This window comes from Nocardiopsis sp. NPDC050513, assembly GCF_044457925.1.
In the GTDB taxonomy this organism is placed as follows: Bacteria; Actinomycetota; Actinomycetes; order Streptosporangiales; family Streptosporangiaceae; genus Nocardiopsis.
Genome location: NZ_JBITHK010000014.1, coordinates 58,927 through 81,487, shown reverse-complemented (window position 1 = coordinate 81,487; position 22,561 = coordinate 58,927). Strand labels below are relative to the sequence as shown.

The following is a 22,561-nucleotide window of genomic DNA, read 5'->3' as shown; positions in this document are numbered from 1 at the left end:
GGCCCCCTCAGCGCCCCGTCCAGGAGGACCGGTCGACCTCCGCCCAGGACCCTCGCCCGTCCCACCGCGCCCGCGCGGAACGCACGCCCTGCCCCCGAACACCCGGCCCGCCCGGGTCCGGACGCGGGCCCGGACCCGTGGCCGGGTGGGTGGAGCACGTGCTGCCGATGCCCTGGCGGTCGGGCCGCAGCGACATCGACCGCAGCGCCTCGGGCACCCTGTCGTTGACCAGGGCGCGCACATGGTCCAGGTACCGGTCGGTCTGGCCCCGCCGCTCGGGCCCCACCGTCTGGCCGATGTCGGACAGCGCCGCGACCAGCCGCCGCGTCACCTGCGGCGACTCCGCCCCGTACAGGGCGATCTCGCTGAACGCCAGATCCATCACGTCCGGCCAGGTCGGCCGCGGCTGGATCACGCGCGCCGACCCGTGGCGGTCGGTGAACACGACCGGGCGCAGCTCGCGCACCCCGAACGCGGTGACCAGGATCTGGACGCGGTCGATCGCCTGCACCGCCGTCGTCGGGTCGTTGACGCCCGGCGAGAGCGCCCGGGTGGCGATGTCGACCAGCTGGCGCAACCCGAAGGCGGGGTCGCGGTAGGAGGACCGGTTGTTGGCCGTCCACAGCATGCTGTCCACATCGGGCGGGGTGATCGGCCCGTGCGAGTCGATCCGCACCACCGGCGATCCCGCCGCCACGAAGTCCCCGATCTTGGGCAACAGGGTCACCAGCACGTCGTGGCGGCGCGCGTAACGCACCAGCGCCCGCACGTTCGCCCCCACCAGGATCCCCGGGCCGCGCCCCAGCCGCAGCACCGTCGAGTGCGAGTACCCGGGCTCGCTCATGTACACCGTGCTCGCCACCCGGTCGAAGGCGCCCAGCTGCTCCAGGGAGTCGCTCACCACCCGGTCCAGCACCGAGGTGAGCCGCATCATCCCCAGCGACCGGTGCGCGAACAGCAAGAACGCGATCAGGCAGGAGAACACCAGCACCGCCGCGATCACCCCCGACAGCAGCAGCACGAGGTTGCCGCCCTCGCCCCTGGGCGTCTCACCGAAGAACGGCACGAAGAACGTGAAGATGAACGTGCCCACGAAGATGGTCAGCGTCGCCTTGGTCACCCAGCACCGGGTGAACAGCCCCACCACCCGCGGGGTCAGCTGGCCCGCCTTCTGCAACGCCAGCAGCTTGATGCTGAAGATCAGGCCCATGACGGTCAGGATCGTGGGCCCCGCCGACTTGAGCAGCACGCGCCCGCGCTCGGCGAAACGCACCATGGACTGGTCGTCGGGGTCGACGAGGCTGAAGGGGGTGTCGAAGCGGGAGACGGCCAACGCCAGGAGGACGAACACCACCGCCCCCAGGGAGGGGAAGAGGAAGAACGACTCCTTGACGTACTCGCTCACCCGTTGGCGGACCGTCATTCCCACGTTGTGCAATGTCGCAGCCGGCATGTACTACCACCGTTTCGGATCGGGTCAGGGATCCCTGTGGTCAGCGCCACAACCTGGCGTCACGCTAACCACCCGCCCGTAACAACCCCGTTGCACCGCCCGACGCCGCCGGCGACCGGCCGAGCGCCCTCACCCGCTGACCTGGTCCAGCCACGCCCGCACCTGCTCGGCCCGCGGAGACCCCACCGGCACGGCCCCCAGCGCCGCCGCCAGCACGAACGGGTCGCGGCGCCCGTCGGGCCGCTCCGCCCACTCCACCAGCACCTCGGGGGCGGCGTTGCGGAACAGCACGTGCCTGAGCTCGTGCGCCAGATCCTCGCGGGCCTCAACGACCGCGGGCGCCGCCGACCGCGGCAGCACCGGACCCCGGTAGGCGCGCAGCGCCCGCCGGTACTCGCCCGCCGCCAGGAGGTGGCGCACCTGGTCGACGTCGGTGCCCACCGGGACCGACCACCGGTAGGGGGAGGAGTCCACCACCTCGCCCAACGCCTTGCGGATCCGCGACACCTCCACCCGCACGGTCACCGACGGCGTGCCGTGCTCATGGAGCAGGCTGGCGATCTCACCGCCGTAGAGCCCCTCGGGGTGCGCCGCCAGCAGGAACAGGATCTCCGAGTGCCGCAGGCTCAACCGGCGCGCCCGGCCCCGGTGGAACAGCTGCGCCTGGCCGCGCCCCAGAACCCGCAACCGGGTTCGCTCACCGGCCCCCGGCGCCCCGGCGCGCGAGAGCGCCCCGCTGACCCGCTGGAGCCGCAGCTCGGACTCCACCGCGAACGCCGTGGCGCGCACCAGGTCCAACGCGTAGGGCTGGGCGGCCCGGTCGCCGCCGGTCAGGTCCACCACACCGACCACCCGACCGGTGTCGGGGTCGTGCACGGGCGCGGCCGAACAGCTCCACGACTGCGCGCCCTGGCCGAAGTGCTCGCTGGAGAACACCTGAACCTCGTGGTCCAAAGCCAGCGCGACCCCGGGAGCGTTGGTGCCCGCGTCCCGCTCGCTCCACGACGCCCCCTCCACGAACCGCATCCCCTCGGCTCGGGCGCGCGTGGCGTGGTCGCCCTCCACCCACAGCAGCCGGCCCTCGGCGTCGCCGACCGCCGCGATCTGGCCGCTGTCGGCGGCGCTGTCCACCAGCAGGCGCCGCACCACCGGCAGGGCCGCGCGCAGCACGTGGGAGTCACGGCGCTCGCACAGCTCGTCCCGGGGCAGCACCAGCCGCGGGCACACCCCCTCGGGGTCGACGCCGCTGGTCAGGCTGCGCTGCCAGGACTCGCGGACCAGGCTCCTCAGCTCCGGCGAGGCCCGCCCGGAGGAGAGGAAGCGCTCACGGGCCAGGGCCACGGCGCGCCGCAGCTCGCGTGGGTCGGCCCCCTCGGGCCACGCTCTCCAGGACTCGTCCACGTTCGGCTCTTCCGGTCGTGGGGCGCCGGGCCGTCCCCGCCGGGCGACACCCCGCGCGTCCCTTACTCCAGTACATCCCCACCTTTGGCATAATTCCAGTTCGACGCGGTGGACGGGACGGTCCGGGGCGGCGGCGGGCCGTGCGCCACGCTCGCCCCGAGGCGTGCCTCCACCACCGGAGCACGGGTACCCTGCAGGGGCGACGCGGCGGCCGGGCTCGGTCGTCACCGGCCGCCCACGAGCCCGCGAGCACCTCCGCGACCGTGGCCGCGCGCCCGTGCCCAGATCTCAAATCGTCAACAAACCCTTAAATAACGCCCGAAAGCACACGTTGACGTTCGATCCAGCACTGACCAGACATTAGGTTGGTTGCGTGAGAAAGGGGACGGTCTCATGGTCGACGAGTTTCGCGCCGCATTCCAGGAACTGATCGACGCCTCCGTCGCCGCCGACCCCCGACAGTTCCCACCAGCCGTCCACAAGGTCTACGTGCTGGCCTCCCAGATCCCCGCCTCCGAACGCGAACTCGCCCTGGAGGCCCTGGCCCCCCTGCTCTCCGGCAACCACGCCGCCCCCGGCATCATCGCCGACCTGACCGTCGTCGCCGGAGCCCTCGTCGAGATGGGCACCGACCCCGGCACCACCGGCATCGAGGTCCTGCACCGCGCCCGCGGCATGGGCCGCGGCGCCATCGTCTTCACCCGCGCCTGGCAACGCACCGGACCCGACGCACCCCCCGACCCCGACGCCGTCACCGCCGCCGACGAGACCCGAGTCGCCGCCGACCTGGGCGCCGACGCCCCCGGCGCCACCATGTGCTGGTGGACCATCCGCAGACACGGACTGGCCGCCCGCACCATGCTCGGCCACACCGGCGTGCGCGCCCACATACGCCGCGACACCGCCCTGCACGCCGAACTCCTGGCCATCGCCAACCAGCTCAGCGACCACCTGGACGAGTTCGACGACATCCGCAACCTGCTGCGCATGGCCGAGGCCACCAGCGCCCTGGTCATGGACCGCCGCTCCCAGCGCGGATTCCGCGTCCAGTTCGACGGCGTCGCCGACAACTTCCAACTCCACACCCTGCTCGCCGACGCCCTCATCGGCCCCGACCACCACGGCGTGCACGGCGAACGCCCCGACCCGCACTGGGTCGCCCCCTACCTCGACGGCGACGTCGCCCCCCACGCCCAGACCGTCCGCGGCTGGTGGAACCTGGTCGCCCACGACGGCACCTGGGTCTGGAACGAGGGCCTGCCCGCCGAGATCCCCACCCTGGACGGCGAACGCGTCCTGATCCTGGACGAACAGCCCTACCCCCGCTCCTGGAACGCCGGACGCCGCCACCCCCACGTCCACGGCCGGCTGGAGGTGGAGTCCGAACTCACCGCCCAGGAAGCCGAACGGTGGTGGGCCCGCATCGCCCCGGCCGAACCGGCCCTGCCCAGCCCCGACGAGGAACCCACCCCGATCCCCGAACCCGTCGTCCTGGCCCCCGCCCAGGACCAGACCGAACGCGTGCGCGGCTTCGTCCCACCCGCCGACGCCGACCCCGCACCCACCCCGCGGACCGACCCCGCCCCGGCCAGGCCCGAACCGCGCGAGGACGCCGTGGCCCAGACCGCGCTGATCCCGATCATCACCCCCGAGACGGCGGCGCCCGCCCCCGCCGAGGAGCCCGGCCCACCGCAGGAGGACACGGGGCGAGCCCCCGGCGCGGCGATGCTGCCACCGCTGCCGCCAGGGGTCTCGCGCAGCTCCTCATGGGGCCCGAACTGGCGCTAGCCCGCGCCGGGCGCCCCTACTTCATCGCGTGCCGGCCCGCGGGCGCGGCGAACACACCCGTGGACGTGCGACCGCGCCCGTCCTCGTCCGGGCCGCCGTCACGGTCCCCGTCATCGTCGTACAGGCCCTCGAAGTACTCCTCGGCCGTGACCGGGTCCTCGTCCCGACGCCGCCACCGCCCACCGACCAGCACCGGCGCCATGAGCACCACCGCCACGGGGACGAACACGCCCAGCGGCAGCAGCACCAGAGCGCCGGTGAGCCCGGGCACGTCCGGCACCCGGTCCAGCCACGCCTCGCGCAACCACGCCACCGCGCTCAGACCGCCCAGCACCAGCGCGGCGCCCACCGGCAGCAGGGGCGTCAGCCGGGGCGGGACGGCGACCATCGCCACCAGCAGACCCACCCCCACCAGGACCGCCAACGCCACGGGGCCGGTGCCCGACAGCGCGTCCAGACCGGACGAGTGCAGGCCGCGCAGATGGGACCACACCCACCCGCAGGACAGGACCAGCACCGGTCCCAGGACCAGACCGGACAGGAAGCCGACAAGATGTCGCACGGGGATGCTCCTCTCGGGGACTGGGGAGCACCCTAGCGCCACAACGGAAAATCGGCACGAACGCCGCCACACTCGCGTAGCGGACACCACGTGAACCGCCACGGCACGAACAGCCACGACTACGCTGAGCCACCATGAGCCACGAACGCCACGAACCCGACCCCGAGGTCGTCGCCCTCGCCAGCCGCGTCTTCGACCACGCCCGCCAGGGCCACACCCAGGACCTGGGCACCTACCTGGACGCCGGGGTCCCGGTCAACCTCACCAACGACAAGGGCGACACCCTGCTCATGCTCGCCGCCTACCACGGCCACCCCGACACCGTCACCCTGCTGCTGGACCGCGGCGCCGACCCCGACCGCCTCAACGACCGCGGCCAGTCACCGCTGGCCGGAGCCGTCTTCAAGGGCGAGACCGAGGTGGCGCGCGTCCTGGCCGAACACGGCGCCGACCCCGACATCGGAACCCCCACCGCCCGCGAGACCGCCCTGATGTTCGACCAACGCGACCTGCTCGCCCTGTTCGACGCCCCCTGACACCCCCGCGCCCCGGACACGCCCGTGGCGCCGCCCCCACCTCGGGGACGACGCCACGACCGACGACAGGGCGGGGGAGCGGCCTCAGGCGGGGTCGGGCTCGCGCTCGCCCGCCTCACCGGAGCGGTCCAAGGCCCCCGCGGCGGCCGCACGCGCGGCCACCCGCGCGGATCCGGCCACCCGCGCCAGCTCCCCGGGCCCGGTGCGCCCCTCCACACCGAGCACCGTCTCGCTGACCGGCGTCGACCCCCACCGCCTGCGGACCTCGAACGCCAGCGCGGCCACCACGACCGAACCCACACTGGCCAGCAGGGCCTGGCGCTGGTCCGGCAGGGCGGCCATCGCCACACCGATCGCGACCAACCCGGCCAACACCACCCACGTCAGGTACGGGAACCCCCACATGCGCAGGGTCAACCGCTCAGGGGCGCGCCGACGCACGCGGGCGCCCACCACCAACTGCGAGGCGCAGATCGTCACGAACAGGACCAGCAGGATCGCGCCGATCGAGGCCACCAGGAACCCGAACACCCGGCCGGGAAGCAGGTACTCGGCCACCACGGCCGCATACCCCACCACGGTGCCCAGCACGATCGCGCGCGCGGGCACGCCCCGCCGTGTGGTCCGGCCCAACGACCGGGGAGCGTCCCCCTGGCGGGAGAGCGCGAACAGCATCCGCGAGGTGGTGTACATCGCCGCGTTCAGCACGCTCAGCACCGCCACCAGCACGACGACCTCCATGATCACCGCCGCGCCGGGCACCCCCACCGTCTCCATCACCACCACGAACGGGCTGCGCTCCAGGTCGGTGGTGTTCCAGGGCACCACCATCACCACGACCAGGATCGAAGCCAGGTAGAACAGGCCGATCCGCCACAGGACGTTGGTGATGGCCGAGGCCACCCCCCGCTCGGGCTCGGAGCTCTCACCCGCGGCGATCGTGATGATCTCCACCCCGCCGAAGGCGAACAGCACCACCACGGTCGCGGCCAGCACCGCGACCCACCCGTTGGGGGCCACACCGCCGTGCGCCCACAGGTTGGCCACGTGCGACCCCTCCGAGCCGCTCCACAGCCCCAGCGCCCACAGCCCGCCCATGAGCAGGAACGCCACGATCGTGCCGACCTTGACCAGGGAGAAGAACGACTCGGTCTCGGCGAACACCCGCACCGAGACCAGGTTGGCCGCCGTCATCGACAGCAGCACCAGCAGGGCCAGCAGCCACTGGGGCAGGTCCACCCACTGGCCCAGGATGCTCGCCCCGGCCACCGACTCCGCGGCCACCAGCACCGCGTACAGCCACCAGTAGACCCAGCCGATGGTGAAGCCCGCGCGCGGCCCGAAGGCCAGCCGGGCGTAGTCGGAGAACGACCCGCCCGCCGGGACGGAGACCACCATCTCGCCCAGCGCCCGCAGGGTGAGGAAGACCAGGGCCCCGGCCAGAGCGTAGGAGAACACCGCGGCCGGACCGGCGGTGTGGATGACCGCCCCCGACCCGATGAACAGCCCCGCTCCCACGGAACCACCGATCGCGATCAGTGCCATGTGCCGGCGGCGCAGCGTGTGGGCCAGCCCCGACTCGGTCGTGTGTGCCGCTTGTGGCGGCGTCGAACTACGTGTCACTTGCCCCACCATAGGACGAAAGGTTCATCACATTTCCCACTGACCCCGGCAAACCCCACCGAACCAGCGCAATGTGACGTGAGTCATACACCGGCGACGACTCCCCACCCCACCCACGAGACGGCACCACCCGTGCAACACACCACCACCCCCCGCACCATCCCCACCACCCCCGAGAAACACCCCACTCACCCAGCACGAACACCCACACCACCACCCACCTGTGCCACGATCACCCCCGTGCGCACCCTCTCCCTCCTCACCCGCCCACTCACCAGCGCCCACACCCACCGCCGCTGGGTCTACCTCATCATCGGCGGCGCCCTCCTGACCCCCTACGCCATGGCCGCCCTCGTCCTCACCAGCGTCCTGACCGGCGAAACCTCCACCACCGACACCACCCCCCAGGCTCTGGCCCTCACCCTCGCGCTCACCCTGGCCCCCGTCGCGGCCACCGCCTACATCCCCGGAGTGCGCACCGCCCAACTCCACCTCGCCCGCACCCTGCTGCGCGGCCCCCTCACCGACCACCCCACCCCGCCGCCCACCGCCAGCCGCACCACCGCCCGCACCAGCCTGTGGCTGTGCCTGCACATGGTCCTGGGCTTCCTCGTCTGCCTGGCCACCATGGTCGGCCTCACCGAAGCCTTCCTCCTGGCCATCGCCCCCCTCATCCCCGACGGCCCCCCGCCCCTCACCCGCAGCTCCCACCTGCTCACCACCATCCACGACCTGCCCCGCCACCAACGCCTCCTCGGCCCCCTCCTCGGCCTCGCCCTCCTGACCGCCCTCACCCACACCATCGCCCTGACCGGCCACCTCCTGGCCCGAACCGCACCCCGCCTGCTCGGCCCCTCACCCACCGAACGCCTGGCCGCCGCCCAAGCCCACGCCGACACCCTCACCGAACGCAACCGCTTGGCCCGCGAACTCCACGACACCCTCGGCCACGCCCTGTCCGTCGTCACCGTCCAGGCCGCCACCGCCGCCCGCCTCATCGACACCGACCCCGACTTCGCCCGCCAAGCCCTCACCCACATCGCCGACGCCGCCCGCACCGCCACCGCCGACCTCGACCACGCCCTGGGCGTCCTGCGCGAGGACACCCCCGCCCCCCGCACACCCCCGCCCGACCTGGCCCGCCTGCCCCACCTGGCCACCGCCACCCGCCACACCGGCACCGACCTGACCTGCACCCTCACCGGCGACCCCGCCCACGTACCCGCCCTGCTCTCCCGCGAGACCTACCGCATCACCCAAGAAGCCCTCACCAACGCCCTCCGCCACGCCCCCCACCAACCCATCACCCTCACCCTGACCATCGCCCCCACCACACTCACCCTGACCGTCACCAACCCCCTGCCCCCGGGCCGCCCCCGCCGCCGCACCGGCCGACGCGGCATCACCGGCATGCGCGAACGCGCCCACCTGCTCGGCGGCACCCTCACCGCCCGCCCCACCACCACCCACTGGCACCTCACCCTCCACCTGACCTGGAAAGCACACCCGTGATCCGCATCGCCCTCGTCGACGACGAAGCCCTCATCCGCGCCGGACTGGCCGCCCTCATCAACGCCGAGGACGACATGGAGGTCGTCGGCCAGGCCGAGGACGGCGCCGACGTCCCCCACCTGACCCGCCGCACCCGCCCCGACATCGTCCTCATGGACGTGCGCATGCCCGCCCTCGACGGCATCCAGGCCACCCGCACCCTCACCCAGACCCTCGACCACCCACCCCGCGTCATCGTCGTCACCACCTTCGACAACGACGACCACGTCTGGGGCGCCCTACGCGCCGGCGCCACCGGATTCCTCCTCAAACGCACCCCGCCCGAGGACATCCTCGCCGCCATCCGCATCGCCCACCGCGGCCAGACCCTGCTCTTCCCCGCCGCACTACGCGCCCTGGCCGCCACCCGACCCGCCGCACCCACCCCCGCCGCCCGCGCCGTGGCCACCCTCACCGAACGCGAGACCCAAACCCTCACCCTCATGGCCCAGGGCCTCACCAACGCCGAGATCGCCGCCCAGCTGCACCTGGGCCTGCAGACCGTCAAGACCCACGTGTCCAACACCCTGGCCAAACTCGGCGTCCGCGACCGCACCCAAGCCGTCATCGCCGCCTACGACTCCGGCCTCATCCACCCCGGAACCCACCGCTAAGCACCACGACACACCCACACCACCACAAACCCCCAAACCGCCGCACGCCCAGTCACACCACTGCTACGGTCAGCAGCCACCAACCGCCGCCGACCACAGGACCGACCATGCCGACCGCGCCAGCCATCGACCTCCACCACATCAGCCACCTCTACCGCACCCACCGCGACGACCTGGCGCGCGTCCGCGACCGACAACGCGACCACCACACCCACGCCGACCCCACCATGACCCCCCAACTCGACGACATCGAAGCCGAGATCACCTACCTCCTCCTCCGCGACACCACACCCGCCCACACCGTCGAGATCGGCACCTACTACGGCTGGTCCACCACCTGGATCCTGTCCGCCCTCCGCGACAACGGCACCGGCCACCTCCACTCCTTCGACATCGTCGACCACGCCCCCCACCACGTCCCCGACCACCTGTCCGCCGACCGCTGGACCTTCACCCAGGGCGACGTGCGCACCCGCACCGACCACCTGCCCCCGCGCATCGACTACCTGTTCATCGACGCCGCCCACAACGGCCGCTTCGCCCGCTGGTACACCCACCACCTCCTGCCCACCCTCGCCCCCAACACCCCCGTCAGCGTCCACGACGTCTTCCACCAACGCCACGCCCTGCCCTTCACCGAAGGCGCCGTCATCCTCAAATGGCTCGCCAACAACACCACCCCCTTCTTCACCGCCTCCGCCGCCCGCGCACCCCACACCCACCGCGCCATCCAGGACCTGAAGAAGGAACTCGACCTGCACACCCCCGTACGCACCGGCCACCGCAACCCCATGATCTACTTCCGCCAGCCCACCCCACCCCGCCCCACCACACCCCAGGACAGCCACCAACGCAGCCACACCCCCTGACACGACTCGGCCGGGACGGTGGACCAACCACCGCCCCGGCCGCGCTTGCTCGGGACCTCCGCCGCACCTCGGCCCGCCCGTCGCCCTCCACCACCCCCCACCGTGCCCTGCCGGGCCCGCGCCCCGCTAGGAACCCCCAGCACCCACCTGACCGTGCGCACCCCCGTCCGACAGACCCCGCTCACGCACCCACACCGCATCAGCCGCATCCGCCACGATCCGCGAGAAATTCTCCGGCTGGTCCAAACTCACCAAGTGCCCCGCCCGCGGCACATTCACCAACCGGCCGTCCACACACGCGTCGAAGAACTTCTTCTCATGGATCCGGAAATGATCACGCGACCCGTTGATCAACCACACCGGCCCCGGATACGCACCCAACGCCGCCAACGCGTCCATCTCCGAGATCTCGTCGATCACCGCCGTGGCCGCCTCCACCGCCAACCCGCCGTCCAACACCGCGTCCGCCGCACCATCGCGCAACGTCAACCGATGGAACCGCTCGTTGACCGCCGCCCCCCGATCCGGCAACCGATCCATCAACACCGCCGGAATCCGGTACACCTGCGCCAACGCCTGCGCCGGCTTGGCCGTGCAACTGGCCGCCACCAGACCCGCCACCCGACCCGGCGCCGCACCCGCCGCCGCGATCGACACGAACCCACCCAGACTCAACCCCACCAGCAGGGCACGACCGCCTACACCCTCGATCGCCCCCAACACCGTGTCCACCGCCGCACCCAGCGAGAACACCTCACCCCGCCGCGACCCGTGCCCCGGAAGATCCGGCGCCGCCACCGTGCGGCCGCGCTCACGCAACCACTCCACCTGCGGACGCCACATACTCCCCGACACCCGCATCCCGTGCACCAGCACGATCGGCACACCCATGGCCACTCCTCCCACTGCCGCGCCCCGAAGCGCACCGTCACCGCGCAAGAAAACCAACGCCCGCACCCACGGCCCCGGACCGTACGCCACAAGCGCGACCGCCCCGGACACCGCGTCCTACATGTCGAACACGACCGTGACCGGCGCATGGTCCGACCACCGCGCCGCATGGCTCTCGGCACGCTCCACACGGGCCGACACCGCACGCCCAGCAAGCCCGGGCGTCGCACACACCAGGTCGATCCGCCAACCCGCGTCGTTGTCGAACGCCCGCCCCCGATACGTCCACCACGAGTACGGGCCCTCCCGATCCGGCATCAACGACCGCACCACGTCCACGTACCCCGCCTCATCGAACACCCGCGACAGCCACTCCCGCTCATGCGGCAGAAAACCCGAGGTCCTCCGATTCGACCGCCAGTTCCTCAGATCCGCCTCCCTGTGCGCGATGTTCCAGTCACCGCACACCACCAGCTCACGCCCCTCGGACTCCACCTCCGCACGCCGCTTCCCCAGGTACGGCAGGAACGCCTCCATGAACCGCTCCTTCTCCTCCTGCCGCGGCGTGCCCACGTCCCCCGACGGCAGGTACAGACTCGCCACCGTCACCGGACCCAGGTCCACCTCCACATACCGACCCGCGTCCTCGAACTCCGCCGCACCGAACCCCACCCGCACCCCGTCCGGAGCCACACGCGTGTACACCGCCACCCCGGCACGGCCCTTCGCCGCCGCCGGAGCCAACACCACGTGCCACCCCCGCGGAGCGATCACCTCGGCCGCCAACTGGTCCCGCTCCGCCCGCGTCTCCTGCAGGCACACCACGTCCGCGCTCGTGGCCGCCAACCACTCCACGAACCCCGGATCCTTCTTCGCCGCCGCACGCAGACCGTTGACGTTGACCGTGGAAACCTCGAAACCGTTCATCACAGGCCACAGAGTAGCCACCCCCCACCTCACCCGTCCCCGCGCTCACCCACCAACCGGCGCACCACCCCATAGGTCCGGTTCGACCCCGCCGCCTCCCGCTGCGCCCGCGCCGTCACCTCGATATAGGCCTGCGACGACGCCACCGACGCATGCCCCAACAGGTGCATGATCTCACTCACCGACGCACCGTCCTCCGCCAACCGCGTCGCGAACGTGTGCCGCAACGCGTGCACCAACGTCCCCCGCGCCACCCGGTCGTGCACCCCCGCGTGCCGGTAGCACTGCCGCACCAGGTACTGCAGCCCGCCCCGCCGCAACCCCTGACCGCGGTTGTCCACCAACAACGGATCCGACCCCCGAACCCGCACCCCGAACCGCTCACGCCGCGACACCAGATACGCCTCCAACAGAGCCTCCAACGGCGCCTCGATCGGCAGCACCCGCTCACCACCGCCCTTGCCCACCACCCGGATCCGCCGCTCACCCGGCCGACCCCCCACCGACTCCACCCGCAGCGCCAACATCTCCGCCGAACGCATCCCCGTCAGCAACGCCAACGCCAACACCGCCAGATCCCGCTCCGGCCACGGATCCCGCGCCCGACGCGCCCCCCGCGCCAACGCCTCCAACAACCGCTCCGGCGTGTCCTCGCCCATCAACGGCTTGGGCCCTGACGGCCGCACCCGCGGCCTCGGCACCGCCGACATCGGATTGCCCGCCACCACCCGCTCCGCGACCCAGAACCCGAAGAACCCGTTCCACGTCGACCACGCCCGCACCACACTGGAGGCCGCACGCTCCCCGGCGAACTCCGCGAACGCCCCCCGCAACACCCCCGCGTCCAACTCGGCCAACCCCACCTCGTCCAACCCGCACCCACGCGCCCGGGCCACACACCCCAACACCCCACGCAGGTCACGCCGGTAAGCCGCCACCGTGTGCGGAGACGGCTTGGCCGCCCGCCGCGCCACCAGGTACCGCTCCACCGCCTCCAGGGCCCCCAGCCCCGCCGCATCACCGCTCATGCACACAGCATCCCCGACCGCGCACCGCACCCACACCCGAAACCCACCCCGAGTCGAACACGATCGAACAACCCCGCGCACCGCCCACACACCGGGGGAGGGGCCCACACCCCGCCAACGGGCACCGGCACACCCGCACACACAGAACCGGGGCGGCGGCCCACCGGCCACCACCCCGACCACCACCGCGCGCCCCGCACAGCGGTACACAGACCCCGACCCAGCGCAGCCGCGCCCTCAACCACCCAACACCGCACGCACCCCGCGCGCGATCTCCACATCCTCACGCGCCCGCACCACCAACGACCGCACCGCCGCACCCGCCGCACTCACCTCACCCTCACCCCGCAGACCCGCGTTCACCACCGAATCCACCCGCACACCCATGAACCCCAACCCCAGAGCCGCCCGCCACCGCACCTCCGCCGAGTTCTCACCCACACCACCGGTGAACACCAACGTGTCCACCCCACCCATCGCCGACGCCATCGCCGCCACCCCAGCACGCAACCGGTGCACATACACCCCCAACGCCAACACCGCCGCCGCGTCCCCCCGCTCCAGCACCTCCCGCATATCAGCCGTCCCCGCCAACCCCACCAACCCCGACCGCTCCTCCAACGCCTCACCCACCTCACGCACCGACAACCCCGCGTGCTCTTGCAACCACACCACCAACCCCGGATCCACACTCCCGGACCGCGTCGCCATCACCAGCCCCTCCAACGGCGTGAACCCCATCGTCGTGTCCACACACCGCCCCCGCAGCACCGCCGACAACGACGCCCCCGACCCCAGGTGCGCCACCACCACCCGCTCACCACCGGTCCACCCCGCCGCCCGACGCGACGCGTAGGCGTGCGACAACCCGTGAAACCCGTACCGACGCACCCCCCACTCACGCCGCCACCGCTCCGGCACCGCGTACGTCGCCGCCGCCCCCGGCAACCCCGCATGGAAGGCCGTGTCGAAACACGCCACCGCCGCCGCCCCCGGCAACACCCGCCCCACCGCCTCGATCCCCGCCAACGACGCGCGCTGATGCAACGGCGCCAACCCCGCCAAACCCCGCAACCGCTCCACCACCGCGGCGTCCAACCGCACCGGCGCCACGAACTCGCGCCCACCGTGCACCACCCGGTGCCCCACCGCGTCCGCCCCCGGCAACCCCGCCAGCGCCTCCTCCACCACGCCCGGCCCCCACACACCGCGCTCAGCCGGGACCTCGACCCCCTCCACCACCTCCTCACCGTCGACCACGCTCAACTTCACACTGCTCGACCCCGCGTTCACCGCCAACACCCGCATCAGTACGGCCACACCCACTCGCGGATCCACGCCGGATCCTCACCGAACTCCCGCGTGTACGCCCGATCCCGCGCACGCGCGTCCACCATCCGCTGCCGCACGTGCGCGGCGCCCTGCGCCAACCCCTCCACCCGGTCGATCACATCCATCACCAGGTGGTACCGGTCCAGATCGTTGAGCATCACCATGTCGAACGGCGTCGTGGTCGTGCCCTCCTCCCGGTACCCGCGCACATGCAGGTTCCCGTGGCCCCGACGCCGGTACGTCAACCGGTGCACCAACCACGGGTACCCGTGGAACGCGAAGACCACCGGCTTGTCGACCGTGAACAACGCGTCGTACTCGGCGTCCGGCAACCCGTGCGGATGCTCGCTGTCCGGAAGCAACCGCATCAGATCCACCACGTTCACCACCCGGACCCGCAACCGCGGAAACGACCCCCGCAACAGATCCACCGCCGCCAACGTCTCCAACGTCGGCACATCGCCCGCGCACGCCAACACCACGTCCGGATCGGCGCCGCCCCCGGTACTGGCCCACTCCCAGATCCCGATCCCGCGCGCGCAGTGCGCGACCGCCTCCTCCACCGACAGGTAGACCAACTCCGGCTGCTTGCCCGCCACCACCACGTTCACGTGGTCCCGCGACCTCAGACAGTGGTCCACCACCGCCAGCAGCGTGTTCGCGTCCGGCGGCAGGTACACCCGCACCACCTCCGCGGGCTTGTTCGACACCACGTCCAGGAACCCCGGATCCTGGTGCGTGAACCCGTTGTGGTCCTGCCGCCACACATGCGACGTCAACAGATAGTTCAACGACGCGACCGGCCGCCGCCACGGCAGCCGCCGCGACACCCGCAACCACTTCGCGTGCTGGTTGAACATCGAATCCACGATGTGCACGAACGCCTCATAACACCCGAACAACCCATGCCGCCCCGTCAGCAGGTACCCCTCCAACCACCCCTGGCACAGATGCTCACTGAGCACCTCCATCACCCGGCCGTGCCGCCCCAGGTGCTCGTCCGTCGGCAGCACCTCCTCCTCCCACACCCGCTCCGAGACCTCGAACACCGCCGACAACCGGTTCGACGCCGTCTCGTCCGGACCCACCAACCGGAACCGGTCCGGATTGGCCCGCACCACGTCACGCAGATAGCCCCCGAGCACACGGGTGGACTCACACGTGCGCACACCGTGCCCGCCCGCGCCCACCGCGTACTCCCGAAAGTCCGGCAACTCCAGATCCCGCAGCAGCAGCCCGCCGTTCGCGTGCGGATTGCCGCTCATCCGCCGCTCACCCCCGGGAGCCACCGACCGCACCGCCTCCACGGGCGCCCCCGAACCGTCGAACAACTCCTCCGGCCGGTACGACCGCATCCACCGCTCCAGCGACCGCAGGTGCTCGGCGTCCTCACGCACCCGCCCCAACGGCACCTGGTGGGAACGCCACGTCCCCTCCACCGGAACCCCGTCCACCTCCACGGGCCCCGTCCACCCCTTGGGGGAGCGCAGCACCACGACCGGCCACACCGGCCGCTCCCGAACACCCGCGCCGCGCGCCGTGCGCTGGATGTCGGCGATCGCGTCCAGCGCCTCGTCCAACACCCGCGCCATCCGCTGGTGCATCACCGCGGGATCGTCACCGCTCACCAGCAGCGGACGGTAACCCACCCCCTCCAGGAACGCGACCAGCTCCGCCTCCGGCACCCGCGCCAGCACCGTCGGGTTGGCGATCTTGTACCCGTTCAGATGCAGGATCGGCAGGACCGCGCCGTCGCGCTCGGGGTCCAGGAACGAGGTGGCGCGCCAACTGGCCGCCAACGGGCCCGTCTCGGCCTCCCCGTCGCCGACCACACACGCCACCACCAGGTCGGGGTTGTCGAAGGCCGCGCCGTGGGCGTGCGCCAGCGAGTACCCCAGCTCTCCGCCCTCGTGGATCGACCCCGGGGTCTCGGGCGCCACATGGCTGGGCACGCCCCCGGGAAACGAGAACTGCCGGAAGAGCCGCCGCATGCCCTCCCCGTCCAGGGACACGTGCGGGTACACCTCGCTGTAGGTGCCCTCCAGCCAGGCGTTGGCCACCGCGGCGGGGCCGCCGTGCCCGGGCCCCAGCACATACATCATGTTCAGGTCGCGGGCCCGGATCACCCGGTTCAGATGGGCGTAGCAGAAGTTCAGCCCCGGCGTGGTGCCCCAGTGGCCCAGGAGTCGGGGCTTGACGTGCTCGGCCCGCAGCTCCTCACGCAGCAGCGGATTGTCGAGCAGGTAGATCTGGCCGACCGACAGGTAGTTCGCCGCCCGCCAGTAGGCGTCCACACGGGCGAGTTCGTCGTCATCGATGGGCATGGCCGTGGTCCTCCCGGAACCGTCGTCCGTCGCGGTGGCGGAGGGGACCCGGCCCGGGTCGGTCAGAGGGAGTGCGGCGCCGTCCCGGTCACCGTAGCCGGGGGAGTGGGGGAGCTCCAGGCGACGTGCCGGGGGAGGAGCCCGAACAGTCACATCGAGAGAAGAGTCAACGACTCCCAGTGATCATCCCTGTGGCGGGCCGGGTGCGCACCGGGGGAGCGGGGCGCCGACGCCGCACGAGCGGGGCCGGGACGCACCGCCCCACCCCCGGCGCCCCAGGGGGAGAGGCGCCCCCTGGGGTCGCGGGCGATCGGCCCCCGTGGCCGTTCCTCGACCAACACACCACCACAAGCCACGCATTCAACTGCAAACAATGACAAAAGCATGCATAACATCGTTTATGCATCAAACATGGCGACAGGGGGAGGGACCCCACCACCGGGGGACGCCCCGGCCCCAGCGCCGGACACCGCGCCACCCCCGCCGCGAGTCGCCGACCAGACCCAGCCGACACCACCGGCGCACACCCGAACCCGCCCGAGGCCGCGAAACGCGCCCGACGCGCCGCACCGCCGGCGCCGCCGGCGCCGCCAGCGACCATGCTCCGCGGGCGTCCCGGGCGGGCACCCGGCGAACGGCGCGGAGCGGCGGCCGGCCTCAGCGCTCCACACGCGGCCCGCGGACACATCCGACCCGCCCACAACACCCGAAACCCCTACCCCACAAGGGATGCCGCATCGCCGATAATGCACATTATGTCAAGTTAACGAAGCGCGACCCCCGCCCCACGCCCGAATTAACACCCCGCCGGATACCGACATGTATACGCAACAACCGAACGCGCCCAGCGAAACACCCCGCCCCCAGCCTCCTAGGTGTCCCCCGACACCGAACCCCAAGGAGGTGGCGTGGCACGCACACGCCTGGGCGCCCTGCCCACCACCCTCACCGCGGCCGCCTGCGCCCTGCTCCTGACCACCACCGCCTGCGCCACCGGCGACACCACCGGCGTCGACGACGACACCGTCACCGTCGGCATGCTCCACTCCCTCTCCGGCACCATGGCCATCAGCGAGGTCACCGTCCGCGACGCCGTCCAACTCGCCATCGACGAGATCAACGCCGACGGCGGCGTCCTGGGCCGCCAGATCGAACCCATCGTCGAGGACGGCGCCTCCGACGAGGCCACCTTCGCCGAACGCGCCCAAAAACTCCTCCAAGCCGACCAGGTCGCCACCGTCTTCGGCGGCTGGACCTCCGCCTCCCGCAAGGCCATGCTCCCCGTCTTCGAACGCAACAACGGCCTGCTCTGGTACCCCGTCCAGTACGAAGGCCTCGAAGCCTCCCCCAACATCGTCTACACCGGCGCCACCACCAACCAGCAGATCATCCCCGCCCTGGACTACCTGCGCGAACAAGGCCACACCAACCTCTACCTCGTCGGCAGCGACTACGTCTTCCCGCGCACCGCCAACCAGATCATCAACGCCTACGCCGACGCCCACGACATGGAGATCACCGCCGAGGAGTACACCCCACTCGGCCACACCGAGTACTCCACCATCACCAACGACATCGCCCGCACCCAACCCGACGCCGTCTTCAACACACTCAACGGCGACTCCAACGTCAGCTTCTTCCAGCAACTGCGCTCCGCCGGCGTCACCCCCGAGGACACCCCCGTCCTGAGCGTCAGCGTCGCCGAAGAGGAGATCGAGGGCATCGGCGCCGACAACATCGCCGGACACCTCACCGCCTGGAACTACTACCAAACCACCCGAACCGACACCAACACCGGCTTCGTCGAGGCATTCACCCAGACCTACGGCGCCGACCGCGTCACCTCCGACCCCATGCAGTCCGCCTACAACGCCGTCTACCTGTGGCGCGCCGCCGTCGAGGAAGCCGGCAGCTTCGAGGTCGACGCCGTCCGCGCCGCCCTCGACGGCATCAGCGTCCAGGCCCCCGAAGGCACCATCACCGTCGACGGCGACACCCAACACGTCATCAAGACCGCACGCATCGGCCAGATCAACGACGACGGCCTCATCGACGAGGTCTGGGCCTCCCCCGAACCCATCACCCCCGACCCCTACCTGACCGGCTACGACTGGGCCGCCGACCTCACCGGCTGACCCCACAACCCACCCACGCGACACCGCCCACGGCGGCCGGGACCCGCACCCACCCGGCCGCCCCACCACCCCCGAAAGGAGCCGCGGTGGACGCCCTCCTCACCCAACTCCCCGTCGGCCTGTCCATCGGCGCCGTCCTCCTCCTGGCCGCCCTCGGCCTCAACCTCACCTTCGGCCAGATGGGCGTCATCAACATGGCGCACGGCGAGTTCATCATGACCGGCGCCTACACCGCCTACGTCCTCAACACCTGGCTCGGCCCCACCCCCGCCCTCCTCCTCGCCCTGCCCACCGCCTTCGCCGTCACCGGCGCCCTCGGCTGGCTCCTCGAACGCGGCCTCATCCGCCACTTCTACGGACGCCCCCTCGACACCCTCCTGCTCACCTTCGGCATCGGGATGATCCTCCAACAGGCCGCCCGCGACATCTTCGGCGCACCCAACGTCGACGTCCCCACACCCGACTGGCTCACCGGAGGCATCACCCTCCCCGGCGACATCCGCCTCCACCACGCACGCCTGTTCATCCTCGCCCTGGCCGTCATCGCCGTCGCCGCCCTCACCCACCACCTCCACCGCACCCGCCAGGGGCGACAGATGCGCGCCGTCCTGCACAACCGCGACCTGGCCGCCGTCTCCGGCATCAACACCCGCCGCGTCGACGCCACCACCTTCGTCATCGGCTCCGGCCTCGCCGGAATCGCGGGCGTGGCCCTCACCCTCACCGGCCCCACCGGACCCACCCTGGGCACCAACTACATCGTCGACGCGTTCCTCGTCGTCGTCATCGGCGGCCTCGGCCACCTGCGCGGCACCGTCCTGGCCGCCTTCGCCCTGGGCCTGCTCAACGCCACCGTCGAAGCCTGGACCGACGCCTCCCTCGCCAAACTCATCGTCCTCACCGCCATCGTCGCCCTCCTCCAAGCCCGCCCCCAAGGACTCCTCACCACCAAGACAAGGGCACTCGCGTGACCACCACCCTCACCCGCCTACGCGGCCCCCTCACCTTCACCGCCCTCATCGCCGCCGCCACCCTCGTCGTGCCCCACCTCCTCGAACCCTTCCGCCTCAACCTCCTCGCCCAGTACCTGTGCTACGCCATCGTCGCCCTCGGCATCGCCCTGGCCTGGGGACGCGGCGGCATGCTCACCCTCGGCCACGGCGTCTACTTCGGCATCGGCGGCTACGCCGTCGCCATCCACCTCACCCTCGCCCGCACCGCCGCCGACCCCCTCTCCCCCGACCGGCTCCCCCAGTTCATGGTCTGGTCCGGCCGCACCGAACTCCCCTGGTTCTGGACCGCCCTGACCCACCCCGCCGCCGCCATCGCCGCCGCCGTCCTCGTCCCCGGCGCCCTGGCCGCCCTCCTGGGCTGGTCCGTCTTCCGCCAACGCGTCCGCGGCGCCTACTTCGCCATCCTCAACCAAGCCCTGGCCGCCGCCTTCGTCATCCTCCTCATCGGACAACAACACCTCACCGGCGGCTCCAACGGCCTCACCGACTTCCCCGTCTTCGCCGGACACAGCCTCTACTCCCCCACCGCCCAAACCACCCTCTACACCCTCACCGTCCTCACCCTCGCCGCCCTCTACCTCCTCTTCCGCCACATCAACCGCAGCCGCTACGGCAAACTCCTCCTCGCCATCCGCGACGGCGAAGACCGCGTCCGCTACCTCGGCTACGACCCCACCTGGGCCAAGACCCTCGCCTACACCCTGTCCGCCATGGCCGCCGGCATCGCCGGAGCCCTCTTCGTCCCCATCCTCGGCATCATCTCCCCCACCCTCGTCGGCGTCATCCCCTCGATCATGATGGTCCTCGCCGTCGCCCTCGGCGGCCGCTACTCCCTCGCCGGAGCGGCCACCGGCGCCGTCCTCGTCAACGCCGCCCAAACCACCTTCGCCGAAACCTTCGCCAGCGGCTGGACCTACCTCCAAGGCGCCCTCTTCGTCCTCGTCATCGCCCTCGCCCCCCAAGGCCTGGCCGGACTCGCCCACCACGCCACACGCGCCCTCAACCGACGACGCACCCCCACACCGGAGCCCACCACCGCCGGGAGCCCCACATGAGCCTGCTCACCATCACCGACCTCACCGTCACCTTCGGCGACTTCACCGCCCTCGACCACATCGACCTCACCATCGACGAAGGCGAACTCCGCTTCCTCATCGGCCCCAACGGCGCAGGCAAAACCACCCTCATCGACACCATCACCGGCCGCACCCGCCCCACCCACGGCACCATCACCTTCAACGGCCACACCCTCAACAAACGCAGCGAACACCAGATCGCACGCACCGGCATCGGCCGCACCTTCCAAACCAGCGTCGTCTTCGAAGAACTCACCGTCGCCGACAACGTCGACCTCGCCGCCTCCCACCGCCTACGCCCCTGGCAACTCCTGCGCGCCCCACGCACCCACCCCGACCACGTCACCCGCATCCTCGACCGCGTCGGCCTCACCCCCCACACCCACACCAAAGCCGCCACCCTCTCCCACGGCCAACGCCAATGGCTCGAAATCGCCATGCTCCTGGCCCAACAACCCCGCCTACTCCTGCTCGACGAACCCGTCGCCGGCATGAGCACCGAAGAACGCACCCGCACCGGCCAACTCCTCACCGAGATCGCCGCCGACCACACCATCGTGGTCATCGAGCACGACATGGACTTCCTCCGCCGCCACGCCCACCAGGTCACCGTCCTGCACGAAGGCCGCGTCCTCACCCACGGCGACCTCACCACCGTCCAGAACGACCCCCAGGTCCAACAGGTCTACCTCGGCCGCACCCCACAGAAAGCCCACACATGACCACCCCCCACCTGCACATCCACCAACTCCACGCCGGCTACGGCCGCGCCCGCGTCCTCTTCGACATCAACCTCGCCATCACCACCGGCACCATCGCCTGCATCCTGGGCCGCAACGGCGTCGGCAAAACCACCCTGCTCAACACCATCGCCGGACTCATCACCCCCACCCACGGCACCATCACCCACAACGGCACCCCCATCACCCACCACCCCCCACACACCCGCGTCCGCAACGGCATGGCCTACGCACCCCAAGGCCACGACACCTTCGCACCCCTCACCGTCGCCGAGAACCTCCACGTCGCCCACACCGCCACCCGACGCGGCCGCCCCGAACTCATCGACGCCGCCCTCGACCGCTTCCCCCGCCTCAAACCCCTCCTCGACCGCCGCGCCGGCAACCTCTCCGGAGGCCAGGCACAACAACTCGCCATCGCCCGCGCCCTCATCACCGACCCCACCCTGCTCCTCCTCGACGAACCCACCGAAGGCATCCAGCCCAACATCGTCGAGGAGATCGAAACCGCCATCACCGACATCGCCGCCGAAGGAACCACCGTCCTGCTCGTCGAGCAGTACCTCGACGTCGCCCTCCGCCTCGCCGACACCGTCACCGTCCTCGACGCCGGCCGCGTCGTCCACACCGGCGACCGCGCCGACCTCACCGCCGACGACGCCCACGCCCTCATGGCGATCTGACCCGGGACCACCACC

19 protein-coding genes are annotated in these 22,561 nt (G+C 71.5%); 10 read left to right on the top strand and 9 right to left on the bottom strand.

All coding sequences use genetic code 11. From position 1 onward, the window contains the following. Positions 1 to 7: 7 nt before the first annotated feature. A complete protein-coding gene (locus ACIBFB_RS22565; protein ID WP_397233339.1) occupies positions 8 to 1,423 on the bottom strand; it encodes a DUF2254 domain-containing protein in 1,416 nt (471 codons plus the stop codon). A gap of 159 nt (positions 1,424 to 1,582) precedes the next feature. Then, a complete protein-coding gene (locus tag ACIBFB_RS22560) occupies positions 1,583 to 2,854 on the bottom strand; it encodes a GAF domain-containing protein (RefSeq protein WP_397233213.1) in 1,272 nt (423 codons plus the stop codon). A 393-nt stretch (positions 2,855 to 3,247) separates the two neighbouring features. Here ACIBFB_RS22560 and ACIBFB_RS22555 point away from each other — a divergent pair, with 393 nt between their 5' ends. After that, a complete protein-coding gene (locus ACIBFB_RS22555; protein ID WP_397233211.1) occupies positions 3,248 to 4,642 on the top strand; it encodes a hypothetical protein in 1,395 nt (464 codons plus the stop codon). 16 nt (positions 4,643 to 4,658) lie between these two features. Here ACIBFB_RS22555 and ACIBFB_RS22550 read toward each other — a convergent pair whose 3' ends face one another. Next, positions 4,659 to 5,204, bottom strand: a complete 546-nt coding sequence (locus ACIBFB_RS22550) for a hypothetical protein (RefSeq protein WP_397233209.1) — start codon at positions 5,202 to 5,204, stop codon at positions 4,659 to 4,661. 134 nt (positions 5,205 to 5,338) lie between these two features. On the opposite strand from ACIBFB_RS22550, the gene ACIBFB_RS22545 reads away from it, so the two are divergent. Continuing rightward, the gene (locus tag ACIBFB_RS22545; RefSeq protein WP_397233207.1) at positions 5,339 to 5,740 is read left to right on the top strand and encodes an ankyrin repeat domain-containing protein; all 402 of its coding nucleotides are present in this window, start codon (positions 5,339 to 5,341) and stop codon (positions 5,738 to 5,740) included. 84 nt (positions 5,741 to 5,824) lie between these two features. Here the strand turns inward: ACIBFB_RS22545 and ACIBFB_RS22540 are convergent, their stop codons facing one another. Beyond that, complete coding sequence (locus ACIBFB_RS22540; protein WP_397233205.1) at positions 5,825 to 7,285, bottom strand: amino acid permease; 1,461 nt, start codon at positions 7,283 to 7,285, stop codon at positions 5,825 to 5,827. Positions 7,286 to 7,603: 318 nt separating this feature from the next. Here ACIBFB_RS22540 and ACIBFB_RS22535 point away from each other — a divergent pair, with 318 nt between their 5' ends. The 3 genes from ACIBFB_RS22535 (at position 7,604) to ACIBFB_RS22525 (ending at position 10,397) form a co-directional block, all read left to right on the top strand. Beyond that, positions 7,604 to 8,875: a sensor histidine kinase gene (locus tag ACIBFB_RS22535; protein ID WP_397233203.1), complete on the top strand. Its 1,272-nt coding sequence runs from the start codon at positions 7,604 to 7,606 to the stop codon at positions 8,873 to 8,875. Further along, positions 8,872 to 9,528: a response regulator gene (locus ACIBFB_RS22530; protein WP_397233201.1), complete on the top strand. Its 657-nt coding sequence runs from the start codon at positions 8,872 to 8,874 to the stop codon at positions 9,526 to 9,528. Before ACIBFB_RS22535 ends, ACIBFB_RS22530 begins: the two co-directional genes overlap by 4 nt. Before the next feature lie 107 nt (positions 9,529 to 9,635). Then, on the top strand, positions 9,636 to 10,397 hold the full coding sequence (locus ACIBFB_RS22525; protein ID WP_397233199.1) for a class I SAM-dependent methyltransferase: 762 nt from the start codon (positions 9,636 to 9,638) through the stop codon (positions 10,395 to 10,397). A 126-nt stretch (positions 10,398 to 10,523) separates the two neighbouring features. Here the strand turns inward: ACIBFB_RS22525 and ACIBFB_RS22520 are convergent, their stop codons facing one another. The 5 genes from ACIBFB_RS22520 to ACIBFB_RS22500 form a co-directional block, all read right to left on the bottom strand. Next, positions 10,524 to 11,288, bottom strand: a complete 765-nt coding sequence (locus ACIBFB_RS22520; protein ID WP_397233197.1) for an alpha/beta fold hydrolase — start codon at positions 11,286 to 11,288, stop codon at positions 10,524 to 10,526. Positions 11,289 to 11,405: 117 nt separating this feature from the next. Continuing rightward, positions 11,406 to 12,215 (bottom strand): exodeoxyribonuclease III, encoded by an 810-nt coding sequence (locus ACIBFB_RS22515; RefSeq protein ID WP_397233195.1) that lies wholly within the window; start codon positions 12,213 to 12,215, stop codon positions 11,406 to 11,408. Between the two features lie 29 nt (positions 12,216 to 12,244). Then, entirely contained in the window at positions 12,245 to 13,243 is a 999-nt protein-coding gene (locus tag ACIBFB_RS22510) for a tyrosine-type recombinase/integrase (protein WP_397233193.1), read from the bottom strand. 237 nt (positions 13,244 to 13,480) lie between these two features. Then, on the bottom strand, positions 13,481 to 14,551 hold the full coding sequence (locus ACIBFB_RS22505) for an acetate/propionate family kinase (protein WP_397233337.1): 1,071 nt from the start codon (positions 14,549 to 14,551) through the stop codon (positions 13,481 to 13,483). Beyond that, the gene (locus tag ACIBFB_RS22500) at positions 14,551 to 16,899 is read right to left on the bottom strand and encodes a phosphoketolase (RefSeq protein WP_397233192.1); all 2,349 of its coding nucleotides are present in this window, start codon (positions 16,897 to 16,899) and stop codon (positions 14,551 to 14,553) included. Before ACIBFB_RS22500 ends, ACIBFB_RS22505 begins: the two co-directional genes overlap by 1 nt. A 908-nt stretch (positions 16,900 to 17,807) precedes the next feature. Here ACIBFB_RS22500 and urtA point away from each other — a divergent pair. From urtA to ACIBFB_RS22475, 5 genes are all read left to right on the top strand, one after another. Further along, positions 17,808 to 19,034, top strand: coding sequence for an urea ABC transporter substrate-binding protein (gene urtA, locus ACIBFB_RS22495; protein WP_397233190.1), 1,227 nt, complete (start codon positions 17,808 to 17,810; stop codon positions 19,032 to 19,034). An 86-nt stretch (positions 19,035 to 19,120) separates the two neighbouring features. Beyond that, positions 19,121 to 20,005 (top strand): urea ABC transporter permease subunit UrtB, encoded by an 885-nt coding sequence (gene urtB, locus ACIBFB_RS22490; RefSeq protein WP_397233188.1) that lies wholly within the window; start codon positions 19,121 to 19,123, stop codon positions 20,003 to 20,005. Beyond that, positions 20,002 to 21,102: an urea ABC transporter permease subunit UrtC gene (gene urtC, locus ACIBFB_RS22485; RefSeq protein ID WP_397233186.1), complete on the top strand. Its 1,101-nt coding sequence runs from the start codon at positions 20,002 to 20,004 to the stop codon at positions 21,100 to 21,102. Before urtB ends, urtC begins: the two co-directional genes overlap by 4 nt. Continuing rightward, a complete protein-coding gene (gene urtD, locus ACIBFB_RS22480) occupies positions 21,099 to 21,845 on the top strand; it encodes an urea ABC transporter ATP-binding protein UrtD (protein WP_397233184.1) in 747 nt (248 codons plus the stop codon). Before urtC ends, urtD begins: the two co-directional genes overlap by 4 nt. After that, on the top strand, positions 21,842 to 22,546 hold the full coding sequence (locus ACIBFB_RS22475; protein WP_397233182.1) for an ABC transporter ATP-binding protein: 705 nt from the start codon (positions 21,842 to 21,844) through the stop codon (positions 22,544 to 22,546). Before urtD ends, ACIBFB_RS22475 begins: the two co-directional genes overlap by 4 nt. Positions 22,547 to 22,561: the final 15 nt, after the last annotated feature.

Bases quoted from the DNA above. Each gene is read 5' to 3' on its own strand.
- ACIBFB_RS22505 (WP_397233337.1), bottom strand. From the start codon at position 14,551: ATGCGGGTGTTGGCGGTGAACGCGGGGTCGAGCAGTGTGAAGTTGAGC.
- urtD (WP_397233184.1), top strand. From the start codon at position 21,099: ATGAGCCTGCTCACCATCACCGACCTCACCGTCACCTTCGGCGACTTC.
- ACIBFB_RS22510 (WP_397233193.1), bottom strand. From the start codon at position 13,243: ATGAGCGGTGATGCGGCGGGGCTGGGGGCCCTGGAGGCGGTGGAGCGG.
- ACIBFB_RS22525 (WP_397233199.1), top strand. From the start codon at position 9,636: ATGCCGACCGCGCCAGCCATCGACCTCCACCACATCAGCCACCTCTAC.
- ACIBFB_RS22565 (WP_397233339.1), bottom strand. From the start codon at position 1,423: ATGACGGTCCGCCAACGGGTGAGCGAGTACGTCAAGGAGTCGTTCTTC.
- ACIBFB_RS22500 (WP_397233192.1), bottom strand. From the start codon at position 16,899: ATGCCCATCGATGACGACGAACTCGCCCGTGTGGACGCCTACTGGCGG.
- ACIBFB_RS22515 (WP_397233195.1), bottom strand. From the start codon at position 12,215: ATGAACGGTTTCGAGGTTTCCACGGTCAACGTCAACGGTCTGCGTGCG.
- ACIBFB_RS22545 (WP_397233207.1), top strand. From the start codon at position 5,339: ATGAGCCACGAACGCCACGAACCCGACCCCGAGGTCGTCGCCCTCGCC.
- ACIBFB_RS22520 (WP_397233197.1), bottom strand. From the start codon at position 11,288: ATGGGTGTGCCGATCGTGCTGGTGCACGGGATGCGGGTGTCGGGGAGT.
- ACIBFB_RS22475 (WP_397233182.1), top strand. From the start codon at position 21,842: ATGACCACCCCCCACCTGCACATCCACCAACTCCACGCCGGCTACGGC.
- ACIBFB_RS22555 (WP_397233211.1), top strand. From the start codon at position 3,248: ATGGTCGACGAGTTTCGCGCCGCATTCCAGGAACTGATCGACGCCTCC.
- ACIBFB_RS22540 (WP_397233205.1), bottom strand. From the start codon at position 7,285: ATGGCACTGATCGCGATCGGTGGTTCCGTGGGAGCGGGGCTGTTCATC.